Source organism: Gemmatimonadota bacterium (assembly GCA_016713785.1).
In the GTDB taxonomy this organism is placed as follows: domain Bacteria; phylum Gemmatimonadota; class Gemmatimonadetes; order Gemmatimonadales; family GWC2-71-9; genus JADJOM01.
In genome coordinates, this window is record JADJOM010000001.1 from 187,157 (window position 1) to 209,239 (window position 22,083).

The following is a 22,083-nucleotide window of genomic DNA, read 5'->3' on the forward strand; positions in this document are numbered from 1 at the left end:
TCGACCGGCCCTGGATGGTGCCAGCGCTCGGGAAAGCCGGGCGTGGTCCAGGCGTCGACCTGAAGGCCAGGGTGCGGCTAGCCGGGGGGGTGAGCCGTGGAGCCGGACTCGCCGACGGCAGGGCGCCGTCGCTGGCGACGGGCGGCGAGCGCCAGACCGGCGGCTGCGGCCGGGACAAACGGAAGGCTGCTCATGCGGCGGGACTCCTGCGGGAACACGGTCAGGAACCGGCATGCGCCTGCCAGGGGCCCTGATATGATACCTGGCGGTACACGATAGGGCGGCCTAAAGATGGCAACCCCGCGGTGCGATGGCCGGAACATCCGCGCCGCTCACGCCACCTCCCCCCGCGCCACGTCCCGCGGCGACCCGCCCCACTGCCCCCGCCACGCCCGCCGCAGCTGCAGCGCCGAGCGGAAGCCGGCCCCCTCCGCCGCGCGGGACACCGTGGCGCCCCCCTCGAGCAGCTGCCGGGCCCGCTCCAGCCGGATGGACCGCAGGTACTGCAGCGGCGAGACGCCCGCGTGCTCCATGAAGAGCCGGAGCAGGTGCCGCCCCGTCGCGTGCCCCACCGCCGCGAGCGACGCCGTGTCCCACGCGCGGTCGGGACGGGAGATGATGGCGTCCTGCACCCGGTGCACCGCGGGATGCAGGTGGCGGCGATGCATGCGATAGGGGGAGAGCTCGGGATCGCGCGGGGAGCGGCGCAGGTAGACGACCATGTCCTCGGCGACGATCCCGGCCAGCGACTCGCCGCACTCCTCCGCGATGAGGTGCAGCGCCAGGTCGATGCCGGCGGTGATGCCGGCGCTGGTGGCCACCGGCCCATCCACCACGAACACGCGGTTGTCGATCACGGCGGCCCCCGGCGCCAGCGTCTTGAGGGCGGCGAGCAGCTCGTGGTGCGTGGTACAGCGGCGGTCGGCCAGCAGGCCCCCGCGCGCGGCCAGCAGCGCGCCGGAACAGATGGCGAGCAGCCGATGCGGCGACTCCGGGGCCGCGAGCGCCGGCCCCACCCGCCGCCTGAGCCACGCCGCGATGGCGCTGATGGCCGGCGTGACCTGTGCCAGCTGGGCCGTGGGCTGGCCCACGAGCACCACCCAGGTGCGCCCGCGCAGCCGCTCGGGCAGCGGCGCCAGGCCCACCAGGCCGAGACCCACCGAGGTGGACACCGTGGCGGCGGGACCCGCGTAGCCGAGCCGGAAGCGCGGCGGCAGCCCCTGCGCCTTGCGGTGCAGGTTGGCCAGCCGGAACGCCTCGGCCGGCCCCGCGATGTCGAGCAGCAGCGCGTGCGGGGCGATGACGAAGAGGAGGTCGATGAGCGGCGCGCGTGCGATCATTTCAGGACATGTGAAGGAGCGCCAAGCATACCGCACCTACGGCGCCGGCGGAATGGCGCCGTGCGGACGATGTCCGAAAGTGCCTGAAAGCTGTCGCGCGGCGGCGGCGCGGCGCGCGGGCCACGTCGCCTAGCATTGGGGCGAGCCGGGCCGACGGGGTCCGTGATGTATCTCGCCTCCCCCCGGGTACCCCCTCTGCCGCGTGCCAGTCGTCGGCTTTGGCACGCGGCGACGGGGGCACCCGCGTGGGTCGGCGGTCGATCCGCCAACCAGTGCACTTCCATGAGGCACGACGTCATGCACCAGTTTCCACCTAGACTCCTGCCCCGCCCCACGCCTTGCCCGTCGGGTGGCGGGCTTCCTTATCCTGGCGATGGCCGCGTGGCCCGCGGCACCGCTCGCGGCACAATCCGCGCACCCGCACGGCGCGCCATCACTGGAGGATGGCGTGGATCGCACCATCCGCCCCGGTGACGACTTCTTCTTCTACGCCAACGGCGCCTGGCTCCAGGCCACGGTGATCCCCACCGGCCGGGAACGCTTGAACGCGCGGACCGAGATCGCCGAACGGACCCGGCAGCAGCTGGCCGATCTGCTCGACCACGCCGCCCACGCGCCGGCCGGCTCGCTGGGCCGGGCCGTTGCCGACTTCCGCGCCGCGTACCTCGACACCGCCACCATCGAGGCGCGCGGCCTCGCGCCGCTCCGGCCACTGCTCGACAGCCTCACCCACCTCCACGACCGCACCGCCCTCTCCCGCCTGCTGGGCCGCGGCATCGGGGCCGACGTGGACCCGCTCAACTGGGGGATCTTCCAGTCGGCACGGCCGCTCGGGCTCGCCGTGGAGAAGCCGCTCACCGGCAGCCCCCTCAACGTCCCGATCCTGGTGCAGGGCGGGCTCGGCCTGGGCGACCGGGCGCACTACCTGGGCAGCGAACCCGACGTCCAGGCACTCCGGGAGCGCTACCAGCGCTACGTGGGCCGGATGCTCACGCTCGCGGGCATTGACCGGGCCGAGGAGCGCGCCGCGGCGGTGGTGGCGCTGGAGACGGCGCTGGCCCGGGCGCAGGCCACGGCGGAGGTCTCCGCCCGCGAGGCCAACGCCGACAGCGTGTGGACCCAGGCGGACTTTGCCCGGCGCGCGCCGGGAATGGACTGGCCGGCGTTCTTCGCGGCGGCGGGGCTCGCCGGCCAGGACTCGATCGTGGCCTGGCAGCCTGGCGCCATCACCGGCCTGGCCGCGCAGGTGGGCTCTGCGCCGCTCGAGGCGTGGCAGGACTACCTGCGCTTCCACGCCCTCGACGACTACGCCGCGCTGCTGCCGCGCGCCTTCGCGGCGGAATCCCGCGCGCTGCACGGCGCGGTGACCGGCACCGCGGAGCGGCCCCGCGCGGAGCAGGCGTTCGCGGCCACCGAGCTCGCGCTGCGCGGGGCGATCGGCCGGCTCTACGCCGAGCGGTACTTCCCGGAGGCGGGGAAGGCGCGGGTGCGGGGCATCGCGGCCAGCGTGGTCGCCGCGCTGCGCGCGCGGGTGGAGGAGGCGGCGTGGATGCAGCCCGCCACCCGGCGGCTGGCGTCGGCCAAGCTGGCCGCGCTCTACCTGGGGATGGGGTACCCGGAGCGGTGGGAGGGGTACGACGACCTCATGGTGGACCCGGCCGACGCCCTGGGCAACCAGCGCCGCGTGGCCGACCGGAACCTCCGCCGCATGCTGGCGCGGCTGGGCCAGCCCGCCGACCCGGAGGAGTGGTGGATGGCGCCGCACACGGTGGCGGCGCTGCTCCTCTTCCAGCAGAACGCCCTGACCTTTTCCGCGGCGCTCCTGCAGGCGCCCAAGTACGACCCCGCGGCCTCGGATGCCGCGACCTACGGCGCCATCGGCGCCATCGTGGGCCACGAGGCCAGCCACTTCATCGACCCGCTGGGCGCGGACTATGAGGTGACCGGCCGCAAGCGGCGCTGGTGGACCGCCGCCGACAGCGCCGGCTTCGCGGCGGCCGGCGACCGGCTGGCGCGGCAGTTCTCGGGGTACCGGCCCTTCCCCGACCTGGCCGTGGACGGCCGGCTCACGTTGTCGGAGAACATCGCCGACCTGGCCGGCCTCTCCGCCGCCTTCGACGCGCATCGCAGGCAGATGGGCAGCCGCGCCAGCGACGCCGCGTACCGGCGGCAGCAGGACCGGGAGTTCTTCCTGGCCTTTGCCGCGAGCTGGCGGGCCCGGATCCGCGAGGGCGCCTTCCGCACCCAGCTCAAGAGCAACGACCACGCGCCGGAGATGTATCGCATCGCCACCGTGCGCAACCTCGACGCCTGGTACGAGGCCTTCGACGTGAAGCCTGGTGACAAGCTGTACCTCGCGCCCGCGGCGCGGGTGCGGGTCTGGTGAGGGCGGCCGCATGCGCGTGACGGTCTGCGAGCTGCCGCAGGAGCCACTGGCGCTGGCCACGGCGTGGGCTGGGCTCTGCCGCCACGTGGCGCGCCACGGCTCGGAGCTGGTGCTGCTGCCGGAGTTCGCGCTGGTGGACGCCGTATGGGAGTCGGAGCGCTTCGACCCGATCCGCTGGGGCGCGGCGCTGGCCCAGGGCGAGGCGCTCGCCGAGCGGCTCCCCGAGCTCGGGTCCGCGCGGGTGATCGGCACCCGCCCGGTGGAACGCGACGGCCACCGCTACAACGAGGGCTATCTCTGGACCCGCGACCGCGGCCTGGTGCCGCTCCGGCGGAAGTACTTCCTGCCTTCCGAACCCGGCGGCTGGGAAACGGCGTGGTTCAGCCGCGGCGACGCGGCCTTCCGCGCCTACCGCACGGGGCGGCTCAGCTTCGGGCTCAACATCTGCACCGAGCTCTGGGCCCTGGAGAGCTACACCGACTACGCGGCCTCCGGCGTACACCTGGTGCTCTCCCCCCGCGCCACCGCCGCCAGCACGCTGGCGCGGTGGTTCGCGGCGGGGATCGTGGCGGCGGTGCGATCGGGCGGCTACAGCCTCTCGTCGAACCGGGTGGATGCGACGGGGGCCGGTGGCGGCGGCGGATGGATCATCAGCCCCGACGGGGTGGTGCTGGCCCGAACCTGCGCCGAGGAGCCGTGGGTCACGGCGGCACTCGACCTGGCGGCGCAGGCGGCGGAGAGGGAGGGGTATCCGAGGTATGTGCTGGCGGAGCGGTAAGGGCGGTAGGGCGGTAAGGCGGTAGGGCGGTAGGGCGGTAGGGCTGGAAGCTCTACCGCCTGCACCGCCTCTAGCGCCCTTACTGTCTAGTTCACCACCACCCCCGCCGGCGCCGTCAGCAGCGCCACTCCGTCGAGCAGGGCCGAGAGGACCCCGGTGCCGGCTGTGCCGGCGGTGAAGGTGGCCACGTACCGGTTGCCCGACTGGTATGCCGCCGGGCCCACGGTGCCGAGCGCGGGGGGCGCCACGGTGAACTCCACCGCGCGGCCCGGATCGGGCACGACATTGCCGAAGAGGTCGAAGAGCTCGAGGGTCACGGTGGTGGTGTCGCCGCTGGCGAGGGTGCCCGTCGCGACGGTCACCACCGAGGTGCCGATCGAGGCGGCGCCGGGCACCACGGTGACGGTCGGGAGCGGCGTGCTCACCACCACGCCATCGATGGTGGCGCCGATGGTGGCGGGCGCCCCGGCCACCCGCCCGAGGAACCAGGCGCGGTAGCTGCCGTCGTCGGTGTTGGTGACGGGCCGGAAGATGCCGGCGCTTGGACCCGCCTGCGTGAAGGCGATGACCGCCGGCCGCTGGCCGGTGACCAGCGCACGGCCCGCGGCATCCTTCCCGATCAGCGTGACCAGCACCGAATCCCCCGCCACCAGCGTGCCACCGGAGACCGTCACCAGCGACTGCGAGGCGGCGATGGTGCCCGCCACCACGGTGACGGTGGGCGGCGGCGTGATGACCGGGGTCCCCTCGATGGCGGCCGTGATGGTATCCGGCAGGCCGGGCGCCACCTGGTCGGCGGCGTAGCTGGTGGTGTAGCTCCCGTCCTGGTGATCCACGGTGAGCCCTACGTGCCCGTGCGCCGGCGCGCCGCGCACCTGGAACCAGATGCCGCGGCCGCCGGTGACCAGGCGGTTGCCGGCCGAGTCGTGCGCCGTGAGGGTGACGACGGCGAAGGCGCCGGAATCGACCTCGGCACGGGCGATGGTGATCAGCGAGGTGCGGGGCGAGATGTCGCCCGGGACCACGGTGATGGCGGCGGTGGAGAGGACCGGGACGCCGTCGAGCGCCGCCTCGATGGTGAGCGCCGTCCCGGCCACCAGGCCGGTGAAGGTGGCGGTGTAGGAGCCATCGCCCTGGTCCACGGTGCCGCCCAGGCGGCCGGTGCTGCTGCCGCCGGTGGCCGCGAAGCTCACGGCGTGCGGCGCCGGCACCGGGCAGCCGCGCGCGTCGCGGGCCAGCAGGGTGATGGTGGTGGTGATCCCCGACGGCAGGGTGGCGTGCGCCACCGGCCGATGCGCGGCGCTGGTGTCGTTCACCGAGACCACCGAGGTGGCCGGCGACGGCGCGCCCGCGCTGCAGATGACCGTGACCGCCGGCAGGCCGGAGGTGAGCGACGTGCCATCCACGCTCGCCGTGACCGTATCGGCGGCGCCGGCGGAATCGGCGACGTACCAGGCGCTGTAGCGGCCGTCCTGATGATCGACGAAGCCGCGGATGATCCCGACGCTGGCGCCGGGCCGGCCGCGCCGGCCGAAGACGACGGCGCGTCCCCCCTGCCCCAGCGTGTTGCCGAGGCTGTCGCGGGTGGCGAGCCAGAGGATGGCGGAATCGCCCAGCGTGAGCGTGCGGGCGGCCAGGGTGAGGGTGGAGCTGTCGGGGGCGAAGGGGCCCGCCACCACGGTGATGTACGGCAGGTGCGAGACGCCGGCGGTATCGAGCATCTCGATGGCGCTGCTGTCGTTGATGCGGGCGCTCACCTGCGCCGGGGTGCCGGCGCGGAGGCCGGTGAAGGTGGCAGCATACCCGCCGCCCGGCTGCAGGGTGGCGGGGCCGATGCTCCCGGCGCTGGTGCCGCCGCTCGCGAGCGCAAAGGTGACCGTGACACCCGAGGTGATCGGCGTGCCGGCCTGGTCTACCACCAGCGCGGTGAGGGTGGTGCTGGTGCCGGCGGCCACGGTGTCGTGGCCCACGGTCACGGTGGACTGCTGCGGCGCCGCCGGCAGCGGGCGGATGGTCACGGTGGGGTACGGCCCGCCGACGGCCACGCCGTTCAGGGTGGCGCCGATGGCCACGGGGGTTCCCGCGGCGGTGGAGGTGAACTGCGCGGTGTAGCTGCCGTCGCCGTGGTCCACGGTGCTGTCCATGGTGCCCGTGCCGGTGCCCGCAGCGGCGCCGACCTGGAAGCGCACGGTCTCGCCGCCGCTGGTGCGCGGCACGCCGAGCGAGTCGAGGACGTGGAGCGTGGCCTGGAGGCCGTCGTCGATGGTGATGCTGTCGGAGCTGAGCTGCACGTACGAGAGGGCGGCGCTCACCCCGTGGGCCACCGTGAGGATGGGCAGGGCGCCGGTGACGGTGGCCTGGTCCACGGTGGCGCCGAAGGTGAGCGGGGTGCCGATGCTGCCGGCGGTGAAGGGGGCGGTGTAGCGCCCGTTGTTGTGGTCGGTGACGGGGCCCAGGGTGCCGGTGCTGGTGCCGCCGGCGATGGTGAAGCGCACCCGGCTGCCGCCGCGGCCCAGGGGATTCCCGGCCAGGTCGCGGGTGATGAGCTCCAGCGTGGCGCGCCCGCCGACCAGGATGGTGGCCGGCACCACCGACATCACGGTGGACCCGATGGCGAACGGCCCCGGCACCACGGTGATGGTGGGGAGCGGCTGGGTGACGGGCTGGCCGTCGAGCGTCGCGGTGATGGTGGTGGCGCTCCCGGCATCGAGGCCGGTGAAGGTGGCGGTGTAGGTGCCATCGCCCAGGTCGGTGACGGGGCCCAGGGTGCCGGCGCTGCCGCCGCCACTCGCGGCGAAGACCACCGTGTGCCCGCCGGCCCAGACCCGGGCGCCCTGCTTGTCGCGACTCTCGAGGACGATGTCCGCCAGGGTGCCGGAGACCAGCGTGTCGCGCGAGACGGTCACCACCGACTTCGTGGCGAGCGGCACCGGGGTGGGACCGGTGGAATCCTTGTCGCAGGCCAGGCTGAGCAGGAGGATCGCGCCGGCGAGCCCACGGGCCCGCCGCCACGCCGCGCTATATAGGGAAGAGGGCTGGGTCGTCATGGGCGGTTACCGGCAGGTCACGGTGAAGGTGGTGGCGGCCAGCAGGCCGGCGGTGACCACGATGGTGCGCGGCGTCGGGCCGGCCACGGTGCAGTTGCCGGGCACGTTGCGCAGCCGCACGAAGTAGCTCTGCGGGATGAGGCCCGGGAACGTGACGCTGCCGTTCGCCGCGATGGGCTGCAGCAGCCCCACGCCCTTCCCCTCCACCCGCACGTCGTAGCCGGCGGGGAGGTTGGTGCCCGTGGTCTCGGTGGTCACCAGCAGGTCGCCGGTGGTGGGCAGCGGGGTGGTGGCGCTGACCGCCGGGCTCCGCGGCCCCTCGAGGCCGGCGCCGTTCACCGCCGACACCTCGTAGCTGTAGGTGGTGCCGGTGACGAGGCCGGCGTCGGTGTAGCCCAGGCCGGTGGTGCTGTCGGCCAGCACGCCGTCGCGGTAGACGCGATACCAGGCGATGCCGCTCTCCGGATCACCCGCGGCGGTCCACGCCAGGGTGATCGCGGTGCCGCTCAGCGGCACGGCGCTGAGCCCGCCCGGCACGCCGGGCGGCGTCTGGTCCGGCAGGGTGGCCACGAGCACGGCCACGCTCGACGGCCCGGTGATCCCGGCGCCGTTCACCGCGCGCACGGTGTAGCTGTACCCGGTGTTCGGGGCCAGGCCGGCGTCGCTGAAGCTGGTGGCGGCGGTGCTGCCCACCCGCGCGCCGTCCCGATACACCTCGTAGCCCTGGATGCCGCTCTCGGCGTCATCCGCGGGGTTCCACGCCAGGTCGATCGCGGTGCTGCTCACCGCGGTGCCGGCGAGCCCGGTCGGCGCCGACGGCGGCGTCACGTCGAGCGTGGTGGCCGTGACCGGCCCGGCCAACGGCCCGACCAGCCCCTGCCCGTTCACCGCCAGCACCGTGTAGGCGTAGCTGGTGCTCGGCACCAGGCCGGTATCGGCAAGGGCCGTGAGCGCGGTGCGCCCGACTTCCACGTCATCGCGGAAGACCCGGTACTCGCCGACGCCGGTCTCGGGATCGGGGGCGGCCTGCCAGCTGAGGTCGATGCGGCTGCCGCTCACCGCCGTGGCCGCGAGCGCCACGGGGGCGCCGGGCGGGGTGGCGTCGAGGGTGCGGACCTGCAGCGTGGCGCTCCGGGCGCCTTCCAGGCCGGCGCTGTTCACCGGGGTCACCTGGTAGGCGTGCAGCGTGAAGGGGGTGAGCCCCTGGTCGCTGTACCCGGGGGTGGTGCTCGAGTCGCGCAGCGCGTTGTCGCGGTAGATCCGGTAGCGGATCACGCCGGTGTTGGGCGCGGCCGGGTTCCAGGCCAGGTCGATGCGATTGGTATCCACCCGCGTGGCGGCCAGGCCGGTCACGGGGGCGGGCGCGGGGCAGCTCACCTGGAAGGTCACCAGCGTCGAGTCGCGGCCGCTCACCAGCCGCGGCACGGCGGCGGGGGCGATGCAGCTCGGCTCCACGTCGGCGAGCGAGACGGTCACGTCGCCGGGGTCGATGCCGGCGATGCCCAGGGTGTCGTTCACGGTCATGTGCAGCGTGTCGGGGGTGCCGAGCACCGGGGTGACCACCACGTCGTAGCCGCCGGGATCGGTGCCGGGGCCGGTGGTGCGGGTGATCACCTGCAGCCGTTCCACGCAGCGCACGCTGAAGTCGGCGCGCGCGGTGTCGCCGGGGAACACCGTGGCCACGCGGGCAAAGGCCGCGGCGTCGGTGCAGCGGTTGGGGGCGTTGCCGAGCGTCACGGTGTAGCGCCCCGGGGCGCCGCTCGCGTTGTAGAGCGGCACCAGCCCGCTCAGCAGCGCGCTGTCGCCGGCCACCAGGGTGGCGGGGGCGGCGGGCGCGGTGTCGATGGCCGCGGCGGGGGTGAGCAGCGGCGCGTAGCGGATCGTGTCGGAGACCGGCACGGGGTCCAGGTCCAGCGTGGCGGTGCGGAGGTCGAGGTGCCCCAGGGGCACGCAGGTCACCGTGTACTGGGAGACCACCGTGTCACCGGAGAGCATCACCAGCTGGTTGGTGGCGGGGCGGGCCACGGCGCAGTTGCGGCGCACCCCGTTGAGCGTCAGGTCGAGGCGGCCGGTGCCGCCGCGGCGCGGGTTCTTCGGGATGAAGTCCTCGAGCACCGTGTCGGCGGGGGTGAGGCCGCCGGGCACCTGGATCGTCTCGGGGAGGTCGGCACGGCCGACGCCGGTGGTGTCGCGGCGCGTGGCGGTCACGGCGTAGCGGGCCGGCTGGTCGGGGCCGGTGGTGGTGGTGCGGACCAGCAGGTCGGCGAGCGGGATGCAGTGCACCCGGAAGAGCGTGTCGGTGGCGGTGCCGCCCAGGGCGATGATCTCGCTCGAGGCGATGGCCACCGTGTCGGGGTTGGGGAGGCTGTCGTAGCAGTTCCCGGCGAGGCGGGTGAGCCCCACGTGGTGGGGGAAGCCCTTGCCGGAGCGGACCTGGGTGAGCTGGAGGCTCCCGTTGGGGAGGATGATCGAGTCCACCGTGTCGTGGCGGAGGTCGCGGATCTTGAGCAGCGGCAGCGTGTCGAGGAACGCGGGGCGGAGGGCCAGCCCGATCGAGGGGGGCAGGTCCTGGCCGGTGGTGATGGTGCGGACCATGAGCGGGCCGTCGCTGAAGTTGCGGATCAGGCTCCGGGGCTGGATGAGCGGGATGGCGAAGCCGGTCTGCAGCAGGTCCTTCTTGCCGAAGAGCGAGAACTTGGCGCCGAGGTTGAGGTTGAGGCCGAGGGCCACCTTGGTCTCCCAGTCGAGGGAGACGGGGAGGCCGGCGTTGAAGCCGAGGAGGGCGGCGGCGGCGGCTTCGGCGTAGGGTTCGAGGTTCACGTAGGGGCCGGCCACGCCGTAGACCAGCACGTTGAGCTCGGGCACCACGGCGATGCGGAGCGAGGCGGCGCCTTCCACCCCCTCGAACTGCGGGGCGGTGGCGTCGAAGAGCGAGGTGGCGCCGGAGACCGGCTGCCAGCCGACGCCGCGGTTCCACTGGACCCCGGCCGCCACGCCCACGCCCGCCTGGAACTTCCCGGTGAAGACCGTGCTGGCGGTGACGGTGGGGGTGAGGTCGAGGGAGATCTTCTTGGTGAAGATGAACAGCACCGGCATGGGGCCGATGAACGTCACGTAGGGCCGCCGCTGCTCGATGAAGGTCTCGCTTTCCTTCTTGTACTTCTCGGTCACGTTGCCGCTGCCGGTGACGGCGAGCTTCATCTCGTAGCTGTCGAGGTAGAGGCCGAGGTCGCCGCGGAGGATGGCGTGGAGTTCCTTGAGCCGGAACCAGCTGATGCGGGCGCCGACGTCGATGCGGGGGAGGAAGTCGATGTGGCCCTGGTTCACCTTGAAGTCGAGGGTGCCGGCCACGGCGCCGCCGAGCTTGAGGTTGAAGCCGAGGCCGTCGAGGGTGCAGCAGAGCCCGTTGGCCATGAGACGCACGCCGGGGGCCATGTAGACCGTGGTCCAGGGGCCGACCCAGCCGCCCTGGCCGGGGCGGAGGGCGCCGGCGGAGGCGGCGTCGGTGAAGGCGGTGTTCTCGAAGCCGCCGTCCTGCACCGCCTCCTCGACGTACGCCTCGGTGGTGCGCAGGGTCAGGCGGGTGCCGACCAGCTCGCGGTGCAGCACCCGGCGGAGGTAGCCCTGGCCCTGGGCGCCGACGATGATCGTGCCGGAGTCGGTGTCGGGGGCGGGGGCGCGGAGGACCTCGAAGATGTAGATGCCGGTGGTGTCGTTCCACGCGATGAGCCGCACCGAGGTCGAGTCGAGGATCCGGGTGCAGGCGCAGAGGGTGGTGAGCTGGACGGTCAGGTCGGCGTGGCCCTGCTTGCCGCCGGCGGTGGCGCTGATGGTGGTGGCGCCGATCGAGTCGGCGATGACCATGCCGTGGGCGTCGACGTGGGCCACGCGGGGCGAGCTGCTGGACCAGGTGACGGCTTCGGTCGGGAGATCCCGGCCGGCGGAGTCGAGGACCTGCGCCACCATGTGGACGGTATCGCCGGGGGCCAGGAACTGGGTGGCGGCGGTGACGACGACCTGCTGCACCCGGTTGATGCGGTGCGGGCCGGTCGAGTCGTCGAGGAAGCAGGCGACCAGGGACGTTCCCAGGAGGAGCAGGGAGCGGAGGGAGCGTTTCGAATCAGGACGGGGGGAGTCTGGCATGGTGCATCGTCCGGGAGGCCACGGCGGTCACGGGGTGTGGCAGCAGCGCGGCAGGCGCCTGACTGGGGCCATGAGCCGAAGGTAGCAGTGGCTGGTATAAGGGAGGGGGGTGGGAGGGGTGAAACTATTGATAGGCGGCTCGGCGGCTCGGCGGTTCGTCATGAAGGGCTGTCATCCTGAGGGAGCGCAGCGACCGAAGGATCCCTCAAGGGCCGGCAGGGGCCCTCGGATGCGCCGGCAATGATGCTGGCTCGCCCGGCAACGCCGCAGGGTCGGGCGGCAATTCGGCGAGGTCCGCCGGCAATGACGCAGGGTCGGGCGGCAATGCTCCCGGGTCGGCCGGCAACGCCGCAGGGTCGGGCGGCAATGCTCCCGGGTCGGCCGGCAACGCCGCAGGGTCGGGCGGCCATGCGACCGGATCGGTCGGCCGTGCGGCGGGATCGGGCTGACGTTCGCCAGGATCAGTCGGACATGCGGCGGGATCGGCCGGCAGCCCGTCTGGGTCCGGCGGAAGGGCTCCCGGGTCGGCGGGCATGGCTCCCGGATCGGGCGGCCGGGTTCCGGGATTGGCCGGCACGGCTCCCCGGACCGTCGGCGCGGAACCTGGGTCCTCCGGCAACGGGGACAACTTCGGCGGCCGTGGCTGCAGGTCGGCGGGCAATGCCCGCAACTGCGGCGGCAATGGTTACGAGTCGGCGGGCAAGGACTGCAGCTCCGTCGGCAATTCTCCCGGTTCGGGTGCCCGGGGGGGGCTGGCGACCGGGGCGCGTTTTGGCGGGGGGGTGCTGCGTCGGCCGGGTGGGGGTGGCGGGGGGAGGCCGGGCTACCGTGGTGCATGGCGCAGAAGTCGGTATTCCTGCAGGAGTGCCGTAATAAGATGCGGCTCCGGCGGTATAGCCCGCGGACCGAGCGGGCCTACCTGGGCTGGATCGTGCGATTCATCCGGTTTCACGGGAAGCGGCATCCGGCCGGGATGGCGGAGGCCGAGGTGGCGGCGTTCCTCACCCACCTGGCGGTGGAGCGGGCGGTGGCGGCGGCGACGCAGGTGCAGGCGTTGAGTGCGCTCCTGTTCCTGTACCGGGAGGTGGTGGGGCGGCCGTTGGCGTCGCTGGGGCAGGTGCACTGGGCTCGGAGCCGGGCGCGGCTGCCGGTGGTGCTGACGCCGGAGGAGGTGGAACGGGTATTGGGGGAGCTGGGGGGGGCGATGCGGTTGGTGGGGCTCCTTTTGTATGGCGCGGGGTTGCGGCTGATGGAGTGCCTGACCTTGCGGGTGAAGGACCTGGACGAGGCGCGGGGGGAGATCCGGGTGCGGCAGGGGAAGGGGGGTCGGGACCGGGTGACGATGCTGCCGGCGGCGGCGGTCGAGCTGTTGCGGGGGCAGCTGGCGGCGGCGCGGCGGGTGCATGGGCGGGACCTGGCGGCGGGCCGGGGGGTGGTGGAGGTGCCGGGGGCGTTGGGGCGGAAGTACCCTGGGGTGGGTCGGGAGTGGGGGTGGCAGTGGGTCTTTCCGGCGACGCGGGTGTATGCCGATCGGGGGACGGGGGAGGTGCGTCGGCATCATCTGCATGCGTCGGCGGTGCAGCGGGCGTTCAAGGAGGCGGTGCGGCGGGCGGGGGTGGTGAAGCGGGCGACGTGTCACAGCCTGCGGCATTCCTTTGCGACGCACCTGCTGGAGGCGGGGTACGATATCCGGACGGTGCAGGAGCTGCTGGGGCACCGGGAGGTGGGGACGACGATGATCTACACCCACGTGCTGAATCGCGGGGGGTTGGGGGTACGGAGCCCGGCGGACCGGCTGCCGGGGGCGGGGTCGCCGCCGCACAGCTAAGGGGTTAGCTTGGTGACCGAGGACCGGTCCGCAGTAGAATCACAAGTTAGACGGGGCACTCCCGTGAGGCGTGCGGGTGCGGCGGGGGGGCCGCGGCCGGGCGCCACCGCCGGCCGGGAGCACGCCCCGCCGCGGGCCGCCGGGGCACCCCGGGGCCGGTGTCCGCGGGCCGCCGGCGGCGGGCCGACGCCGCCCCCGGGGACGCGGCGGGCGGGCCCCGCGCAGCCCCCGGCGGGGCGCCGAGTCACCTGCGCGCGCCGGGCCTGGCGTGGGCCGGCTCCGCGCGCCGCCGCCGCGCTAACGCGCATGGACCAGCCAGGGCGCGGCCGCGGTGGCCAGGCTGGCACGTCCGGCCCTGCCCGGGTAAGTTCTCCACATCTAGCCGCGCCCGCTGGTCATGCGCGGGCGTTAGACGGCGGAGAAGCACTCCCCAGTGAGGCATGTCGCCGGGAATGTGATACTGGGCCCGCGCATGGCCGGGCGGCCCAGGCCGCACGCTGGATCAGCACGGGCCGTTCCGCGTGCCCGCCGCACCCCAGTCTCGATGGCACCCACCTCGGCCTGGCCAGTCGCGCGCCCGCCAGGGGTCCGGGCCGGCAAGCGGCCGACCGGGCGGGACTTCGCCAGCGCAGCCCACGACGGCCGCCCGCCGGCCCTCTGTCCAGCCGCCGCCGATCCCGGTGTCCGCGTGGTGCCCCGGCGCAGCCCCTGCGCGACCCCTGACGCCGTCTAACATCCGCATGCAGCTGCCAGGGCGCGGCCGACGGCTGGCGCCGGGCTGGCACCACCCGGTACCGCCGGGTAGGTTCTCACTCCTATGCCGCGCCCTGCAGCTGATGCGGGGCCGTTGGGCGGGCATTTTGAAACGGCATTTCTCAGCAGACGTCGAATGAGGCGTAGCGGTCCGAAGCGCGATCACCCGATCGCCTCCAATGAATCCCCGGCCAAGCAGCTCGCTGGCTTCATGGCCAAGTACGATCCGGCGGTCGGGAGACTGGCCCGCGCAACCCGCGCGGCGCTCCGCAAGCGACTTCCCACCGCCACCGAACTGGTCTACGACAACTATCAGTTCCTTGCGATCGGATTCTCAGCGACTGAGCGCGCGTCCGACTGTCTCGTCTCGCTGGCCATCTCGCCGAAGGGCGTAGCCCTCTCGTTTTACTACGGCTCATCGTTGCCAGATCCCGACGGGATCCTGCTCGGAAGCGGAAACCAGAATCGCTACGTCCGTCTCGACAGTGCGGCAACACTGGCGTGTCCAGCGGTGGAGGCCTTGATTCGCGCAGCAATTGGAAAGGCAAAGACTCCTCTGCCGACACTCGGGCGAGGCGATACGGTGATCAAGTCGGTCTCGGCGAAACAACGCCCGCGTCGGCCAACCCAGAAGCCGCCCAACAACACGTTGCAGCGGACGCGCCCAAAGACGGCGCGCCGCTGAACGTGAACGTTAGGCCACGACGTGACTCTATGCGACCACTCCCAAGCGTTGTTACACTCGTCGCGCTACTCGGCTGCCACACTAGCAGCTCACAATCTATGCCAACGCCTCCCCACGCATGGGCCCTCGCGGTGCAGGACGCCCACCGCCGCGGTATCTATCCATCGGCGGCCTCTCTATTGACCGGATCCCTCGCTGAGGCCCTTACCCGACACCGGTTGCTTGCCCTGCTCGGACCCGCTGGACTCCGCGCCCTCGACGAGGCGGCCGAGACTCTCGTTGCGACCCCGCTCAGCATTCGCCCGCCGGGTCATGAACTCCGTGCCCTGGCGATGCTTAGTGACTCCGTGATGCCGGGCGCCCCGCTCGGACTTCGTAGCCTTTGGGCCTTGATGGCCGAGCCCACCGCTCCTCCGCCAGAAGCGCCGCCAACCTCTGCAGACCTCCAGGCGGCCGATGAGCTGTACCGGGGGCTAGCCGCAGTGGTTGACTCCACCGACCCCGATGAACTGGCCGGTATGTCCGATATTCGCATCCTCGACTGGATCGGCACGGACCCCCCTCCCCAGCCTCAACTCCTGGGGGCGGATTGGAGCACAGTGCGCGCACTCCTGCTCCAACACCAGGTCCACCGGGCCTCACTCCTAGAGTGATCACAAGCGTGGCCTAACAAGCGCATGGACCAGTCGTGGCGCGGCCGACCGATGGTTCCAGACTGGCACGACCAGCGTCGGCCGGGTAAGTTCTCCACATCTCGCCGCGCCACGCTGGTCATGCGCGGGCGTTAGGCGGCTTTCTTGGAAGCGCTGTGAGCTCACGACCGCTACTTCTGGTCACATCCGTCGCCCTCGCCGCTTGCGGCCGGGAGGCGCCGGCCATTGATCCGTCGGCCACCCTTCTGTCCGCCACCGACACACTCGTGCGGCCAGCAGATGGTGAGGTTGCTGCGCCCGAGGATCTCGCCGTAGACACTGCCGGCTACATATACCTGTCCGACCCGGGGGACCACCGCGTCCTCGTGCTCGACCAGCAAGGGACCGTCCTACGGTCCGTTGGCCGTGAGGGGCGCGGCCCCGGGGAAATGGCTGCCCCACGAGCACTCTCGGTCGCCGGGGACACATTGCGCGTGCTGGACTTCGGGAACGACCAAGTCCACGTCTTCACGCTCCCCGGGTTGTTCGTTCGCAGCTATGGGGGGCTCCCTGGCACCAGCATCGCCGGCGTTGCCTTCAATGCTTCCGGTGCCGGGGTGATTGCCCGTCACGGCCTCCGCAATGTGCTGGCGCTCCGGTTTGGGCCCTCCGGCGAACTTGGATCATCGCTGGGAGCCCCCTCAACGCCCCCAGACCTGCAGTACGACTTCGCGGCGGGCAAGGCGGATCTAGCCGCCGGTCGCATTCCCCCGGCGCTCAGGAACTACTCGGCTCCCGCCCTCGCCGACGATGGCTCAGCCTGGGTACTCCATATCGTGGACGGCACGGTGGACCGCTATTCGTCGGCTGATTCGCTGTTGTGGACGGCAACCCTCCCGGATTCCGTTCTGGTTCGGCTGCGGGAAGGACTGTTTGAGCGCACCCGCCGTGACACCAGCCCGGCCGGGTTCTACTTTCCGGCGGTGCTCTTGGATGGGCGCACCGTTGGAGATACACTCTGGCTGCTGCTGCAAGGCGGGGCCAACGAGCCCGCGGAATTCGCCCTCCTGAGCCCAAGCGGCGCTTGGCTGCGTCCCGTTCGTGTTACCGGAGCGACTGGGATCTGGCGTTTCGCTGTCGACGCCCCGCACCACGCGTTGTACCTGCTGAGCAAGGAGGAAGGCACGCTTCTCCGTGCTGCGTTGCCTCCCATGCACTAGCGCCGCCTAACCAGACATCTATTCCCGCTTGACGCCTCCCTGAGGCCCGCGCTGTCTTCGGTGGCTCCTCCGCCCCCTCACCCCGGAGCCACCCCATGACCCCCGATGAGAAGCAGGCCTACGCCCGCCAGTTCCCCGTGCAGGTCGGCGTCGACACGGCCAAGCAGTTCCACGTCCTCGTGGCCCAGGGGCCCGATGGGCGGCGTTCCAGGCCCTTCCGGGTGGACGTGAGCCGGGCGGGGTTCGAGGCCACCCACGCGCACCTGCAGGGCCTGTTTCCCAGCCTCAGCCCGACCCAGATGCTCGTCGGCCTGGAGTTCGCCGGGCACCACGGCTTCACCTTCGCCCGGTTCCTGGCCGATCGGGGCTATCCGGTGGTCAATGTGCTCCCGGCCCACACCAATCGCTCCAAGGAGCTGGAGGACAACAGCCCGCTCAAGACCGACGCCAAGGACGCGGCCCAGATCGCCCGGCTCGTCGGGATGGGGATCTTCGTCCGCTTCCCGTTCCTGACGACGCCCTACGTCGAGCTGCGCCTGCTGTCGGTCCAGCGGCATCGGCTCACGGTCGAGGCCACCCGGTTCAGGAATCGGCTGCAGGGCGTCCTCGATCTCGCGTGGCCCGAGTTCCTCGGGCAGTTCAGCGGGCTCCACAAGCGCACCCCGCTGGCGATTCTGGAGCGCTGGCCGCTGCCGCAGGAGTTCGTCGCCGCGGCCCCACAGGCCGTGGGGCGGCACATCCGGGCCGCCTCCCGAGGCCACGTCTCCGCCGAGCGGGTAGCCACGCTCCGTCAGTCAGCCCGGGAGACGATCGCCCTCACCCAGGCCACGCCGGAGCGGCGGCTGGAGATCACCCAGCTCCTCGCTCGCTGGGCGCTGGTCCGGGAGCAACTGGCCGTGGTCGAGGCCCGGATCGTCGCGCTCGTGGACCAGTGCCCCGAAGCCCGGGTGCTGCTCTCGGTCCCCGAGATCAGCGCCGCCTGTGCCGCCACGATCGTGGCCGAGCTGGGCACCCCGGCCGACTTCCAGCACCCGCGCCAGGTCCTCAAGCTCGCCGGGATGAATCTCACCGGCCGCCAGAGCGGCCAGACCGACCGAGGGCCGCCGGCGCCAGGTCAAGCGGGGCCGGCCGATGCTCCGGCGGCAGCTCTTCCTGCTGGCCGGCCGCTGGTGCCAGCCCCGGGGCCTGTACCGGCCCGAGTACGAGGCGATGCGGGCCCGGGGCATCCCGGGGACCAAGGCCGTGTGCGCTCTGGCCCGGAAGCTGGTGCCGCTGCTGCTCACGCTCATGCAGACCGGGCAGCCCTTCGACGAAGTCCGGTGGCGGGGCAATCGCCGGCAGGTCGCGGCGTAAGTTCCAGACGACATTGAGCCGCGCGTGGAGCACGCGGCCCTGACCGCCCTTGAGCCTTGCGCCTCGAGCGCCCCCTCAAGTCTGGTCCCTGGCGCGTGCTCGGACCCGAATCGCCCATGAAGATGTGACGGCCCTCGAGGCCCGACGAGCTGTGAGTGTCGCGCGACGGTCCCGCCAGGCACGCTGCTGCACGGCGCTCTTTGACAATCGATGCACCCGCGTACAGCTTGGGGGCAGCGGTGGTGGGGTGACCTCCGCGTGCCCCCGCAGATGGAGCAGAGGAGCGCTCGCATCCGACTCAATGGGGCCGGCCCGGCAGCGACCGGTGTCCGCTGGTCTTGAGGACCATTGGGGCCCCCACCACCCTTGTTCTCTCTCCGCGGCGAGGCCCGCCATGCGCACCGGCCCCGGAGGCTCCTAACCAGCCCGGGCCCGCCGCCCCCGCAATCTCTCGGCGAGCACGCGACGCTAGACTCGGCCCGCCCACCCAGGGCGAGGCCCGACAATCCGGAGGTGCTCCGAGGCACTACGCAAGGAGGGCGATGGCCCAGCAGCAGGCCACGATGGCGCCGCCCAAGAGGAGAAAGCGTAGCGCACGCCGGCGGTACGGCTGCCCAGCCGGTGAGAATACCTTGGGGCGAAAGACATCGAACGGCCCTGGCAAGCGTCGGGGATTTGCCGGGTATCGCCAGGCGCGGACGACCAGGATGGCCACGCCCAGCAGGTAGCCGACGGTTGCAGCAGCAGTCAACGCGTAAAACGACCGGAGGTACGCCATTAGCATCCGGTTCCCACCTTGGCGCAAGACCACGCATTCGTGATGTGAGCCGGCTGCGGGAGCCCGAGGCTCCCTTGGATTGGACCAGAGCCGATCGCGTAACCGAGATGCAAGGCTCCGCCCCCCAGAAGTTGTGGCTTGTCCTTGCCGGCGGCAACGTTCAAAGAGACCCCCAAGTGCTTCCCGGCACCAAGATCAATGGCCCCAGCAACGTTTCCAGCGGACGGTGCATCGCTGTTGCTGAGATTCAGATCCAGGCTGGCTCCCAGTTGTGGTGGCCCGACGACGCCTGACATCGCGACACCGGCTCCGGAGACAGATACATTGGTGTTCACGACGGTCACACTTACAGAAGCACTCAACTCCTTCTCCCGAGGCCGTGCCGCGGCAGCCGCGACAGAGGCGCGCAACTCGCTCGCCGAAGCCTTGGTACCCCCTCTGGTCATGCAATGGGGACCATCGTTTGAATCGAACGGTGGACACAACCCGAAAGGATCCGTGTACGTGAGCGCATGGAGTAGGCGTGGCGCGGCCGACCGTTGTCTTCCTGCTGGCACACCCGGCGTTGGCCGGGTAAGTTCTTCGCATCTGGCCGCGCCACGCTACTCATGCGCGGGCGTTAGCCGGCGGAGAAGCACTCCCCAGTGAGGCATGTCGCCGGGAATGTGATACTGGGCCCGCGCATGCCCGGGCGGCCCAGGCCGCACGCTGGATCAGCCCGGACCGTTCCGCGTGCCCGCCGCACCCCAGTCTCGATGGCACCCACCTCGGCCTGGCCAGTCGCGCGCCCGCCGGGGGTCCGGGCCGGCAAGCGGCCGACCGGGCGCGACTTCGCCAGCGCAGCCCACGACGGCCGCCCGCCGGCCCTATGTCCAGCCGCTGCCGATCCCGGTGTCCGCGTGGTGCACCGGCGCAGCCCCTGCGCGACCCCTGACGCCGTCTAACATCCGCATGCAGCTGCCAGGGCGCGGCCGACGGCTGGCGCCGGGCTGGCACCACCCGGTACCGCCGGGTAGGTTCTCACTCCTATGCCGCGCCCTGCAGCTGATGCGGGAGCGTTAGACGGCGGAGAAGCACTCCCCAGTGAGGCATGTCGCCGGGAATGTGATACTGGGCCCGCGCATGGCCGGGCGGCCCAGGCCGCACGCTGGATCAGCATGGACCGTTCCCCGTGCCCGCCGCACCCCAGTCTCGATGGCACCCACCTCGGCCTGGCCAGTCGCGCGCCCGCCGGGGGTCCGGGCCGGCAAGCGGCCGCCCGGGCGGGACTTCGCCAGCGCAGCCCGCGACGGCCGCCCGCCGGCCCTCTGTCCAGCCGCCGCCGGTCTCGGTGTCCGCGTGGTGCACCGGCGCAGCCCCTGCGCGACCCCTGACGCCGTCTAACATCCGCATGCAGCTGCCAGGGCGCGGCCGACGGTTGGCGCCGGGCTGGCACCACCCGGTACCGTCGGGTAGGTTCTCACTCCTATGCCGCGCCCTGCAGCTGATGCGGGAGCGTTAGACTGCTTATCAATATCAGGAGGCCACATGAAGACCATTCTCGGGTTCGCGATCCCGTTCGCTGTACTCGCAACTATCGCGTGCTCGGACAGTACCGCTCCCGGCCCGATAACCGGCAGCTATCGCCTCAGCAAGTACAACGGACTCACCGTCCCAGTGGGCCTGAGCGCGGGAGGGTGCACCCAGTACGTGAACGCGGGCACGTTCACCCTGGGGGCGGACGACTCCTGGGTCGCCCTCCTCACCGTGCAAACAGTTTGTCCGACGGACACCACCGCGGCTCCGGCAGTCACGATTTCGTACCACGGCACCTACCAACAGGTCGCCGCCGGCCTGCGGATCTGGATTAGCAATTCTCCGCCGGAGGAACTGGCGCTTGCCGCCACCGACGGGTCGCACCTGTCTCTCGACTTCCGGCCGTACTATGGGGCGTTGACCGAGTACGAGCGAGCGCCGTAACTCCCCAATACCGCGGACGCGGGTCGCTTCTTGGCGCGCGGACTATTGCAGGCCCTACGACGACTCAGGCAGACGCAGTCTAACTAGCGCATGCACCAGACGTGGCGCGGCCATAGCCTTGCGCAGCACTGAGAATCGGCTCACCTTGGCCGATAGTTCCCTGTTCCGCACCGCGCCACGCAGGTGATGCGCGGGTGGGGGGGGGGGGGGGGGGGGGGGGGGGGGGGGGGGGGGGGGGGGGGGGGGGGGGGGGGGGGGGGGGGGGGGGGGGGGGGGGGGGGGGGGGGGGGGGGGGGGGGGGGGGGGGGGGGGGGGGGGGGGGGGGGGGGGGGGGGGGGGGGGGGGGGGTTAGGCCGACTCACCCGGGAGCAGTGCGTCGTGGCAGCCAGACGATCGTCCGCTTGTGAAACAGGCTCCCTTCGTCCCCGATGATGCAACACCCCGGGAAGTCGAATCCGCCCTCCCGAGAGATCACGACACCTAGTCCACCCAACGCTTCTGAAACCCGGTAGCGCCGCCAGGTTGTGACCGACGCCAGCGGTCCCAGCGCCGTATCAAATGGCACCTCGCCGGTAGCTGGCTCCGCGTCGTACCGACGCCCGGTGCTGTCCCGCAGATAGGCTACCACGAATCGCTCCCGCTGCGTGATTCCGCGCGCCCGACTCGAGAGGATGAAGTCCACAACGTAGTGTCCGCGATCCAGGGAATCTGGGTGCCCATCAGTGACCGCAATGCACCAGTCATCTGCGCACTGCTGGTCCCCAATCCCCAAGTACCGGCGGGGACTTAGGAGCGAGACGAGCGCGATGGCGGCGAAGTAGACCCCGAGCCCCCACCCGAGTCGCTTGGCCAACCCCTTCGCGTCTGTGCGCCGTCCCCGAGCCAGGAGAATCCCGAGCCGGCCTATGGTCCAGAGTACCACGAGAAACAGGACCAGGAACAGCAGGTCGAAGAGCGACATCGTGGCCGCCATGTAGAAGTACTTTGCAGTGTAAAGCCACGGCCCGTTTCAGTCAATCCGCACGGCGGAGTCGGCCCCGTGCCGTGTTCGCGGCCTAACTGGCGCTTGGACTTGCCGGGCGCTAGAATCGCCATAGTCCCTGCCACGCCGGCCGCTGGGCGCGGTCGCCCATCCACTCCGCGGGGCCGCCCCAGCGCCCGCAAGTCAAGCGCAGGCTGTT

The 22,083-nt window shown here is 72.0% G+C and carries 11 protein-coding genes; 7 read left to right on the forward strand and 4 right to left on the reverse strand.

Annotated features, from left to right (window positions below; translation table 11 throughout):
• Positions 1-332: 332 nt before the first annotated feature.
• Positions 333-1,340 carry a helix-turn-helix domain-containing protein gene (locus IPJ95_00770; protein ID MBK7922161.1) on the reverse strand — a complete coding sequence of 336 codons (1,008 nt, stop codon included), beginning with the start codon at positions 1,338-1,340 and terminating at the stop codon, positions 333-335.
• A gap of 448 nt (positions 1,341-1,788) precedes the next feature.
• On the opposite strand from IPJ95_00770, the gene IPJ95_00775 reads away from it, so the two are divergent.
• Both IPJ95_00775 and IPJ95_00780 read left to right on the forward strand, forming a co-directional pair.
• Positions 1,789-3,726 carry a M13 family metallopeptidase gene (locus IPJ95_00775; protein MBK7922162.1) on the forward strand — a complete coding sequence of 646 codons (1,938 nt, stop codon included), beginning with the start codon at positions 1,789-1,791 and terminating at the stop codon, positions 3,724-3,726.
• Between the two features lie 10 nt (positions 3,727-3,736).
• The gene (locus IPJ95_00780; protein MBK7922163.1) at positions 3,737-4,504 is read left to right on the forward strand and encodes a carbon-nitrogen hydrolase family protein; all 768 of its coding nucleotides are present in this window, start codon (positions 3,737-3,739) and stop codon (positions 4,502-4,504) included.
• A gap of 86 nt (positions 4,505-4,590) precedes the next feature.
• Here the strand turns inward: IPJ95_00780 and IPJ95_00785 are convergent, their stop codons facing one another.
• Entirely contained in the window at positions 4,591-7,551 is a 2,961-nt protein-coding gene (locus IPJ95_00785; protein MBK7922164.1) for a hypothetical protein, read from the reverse strand.
• A gap of 6 nt (positions 7,552-7,557) precedes the next feature.
• Positions 7,558-11,694 (reverse strand): fibronectin type III domain-containing protein, encoded by a 4,137-nt coding sequence (locus IPJ95_00790; GenBank protein MBK7922165.1) that lies wholly within the window; start codon positions 11,692-11,694, stop codon positions 7,558-7,560.
• Positions 11,695-12,529: 835 nt separating this feature from the next.
• On the opposite strand from IPJ95_00790, the gene IPJ95_00795 reads away from it, so the two are divergent.
• The 5 genes from IPJ95_00795 to IPJ95_00815 all read left to right on the forward strand — a co-directional run bounded on the left by IPJ95_00795 (position 12,530) and on the right by IPJ95_00815 (position 20,902).
• Positions 12,530-13,522, forward strand: a complete 993-nt coding sequence (locus IPJ95_00795; GenBank protein MBK7922166.1) for an integron integrase — start codon at positions 12,530-12,532, stop codon at positions 13,520-13,522.
• 889 nt (positions 13,523-14,411) lie between these two features.
• Positions 14,412-14,960, forward strand: coding sequence for a DUF1801 domain-containing protein (locus tag IPJ95_00800; GenBank protein MBK7922167.1), 549 nt, complete (start codon positions 14,412-14,414; stop codon positions 14,958-14,960).
• A 1,120-nt stretch (positions 14,961-16,080) separates the two neighbouring features.
• Complete coding sequence (locus tag IPJ95_00805) at positions 16,081-16,812, forward strand: hypothetical protein (GenBank protein ID MBK7922168.1); 732 nt, start codon at positions 16,081-16,083, stop codon at positions 16,810-16,812.
• Between the two features lie 95 nt (positions 16,813-16,907).
• Positions 16,908-18,182, forward strand: coding sequence for an IS110 family transposase (locus IPJ95_00810; GenBank protein ID MBK7922169.1), 1,275 nt, complete (start codon positions 16,908-16,910; stop codon positions 18,180-18,182).
• A gap of 2,288 nt (positions 18,183-20,470) precedes the next feature.
• Complete coding sequence (locus IPJ95_00815) at positions 20,471-20,902, forward strand: hypothetical protein (GenBank protein MBK7922170.1); 432 nt, start codon at positions 20,471-20,473, stop codon at positions 20,900-20,902.
• Positions 20,903-21,260: 358 nt separating this feature from the next.
• On the opposite strand, the gene IPJ95_00820 is transcribed toward IPJ95_00815, so the two are convergent.
• Positions 21,261-21,863: a hypothetical protein gene (locus IPJ95_00820; protein ID MBK7922171.1), complete on the reverse strand. Its 603-nt coding sequence runs from the start codon at positions 21,861-21,863 to the stop codon at positions 21,261-21,263.
• Positions 21,864-22,083: the final 220 nt, after the last annotated feature.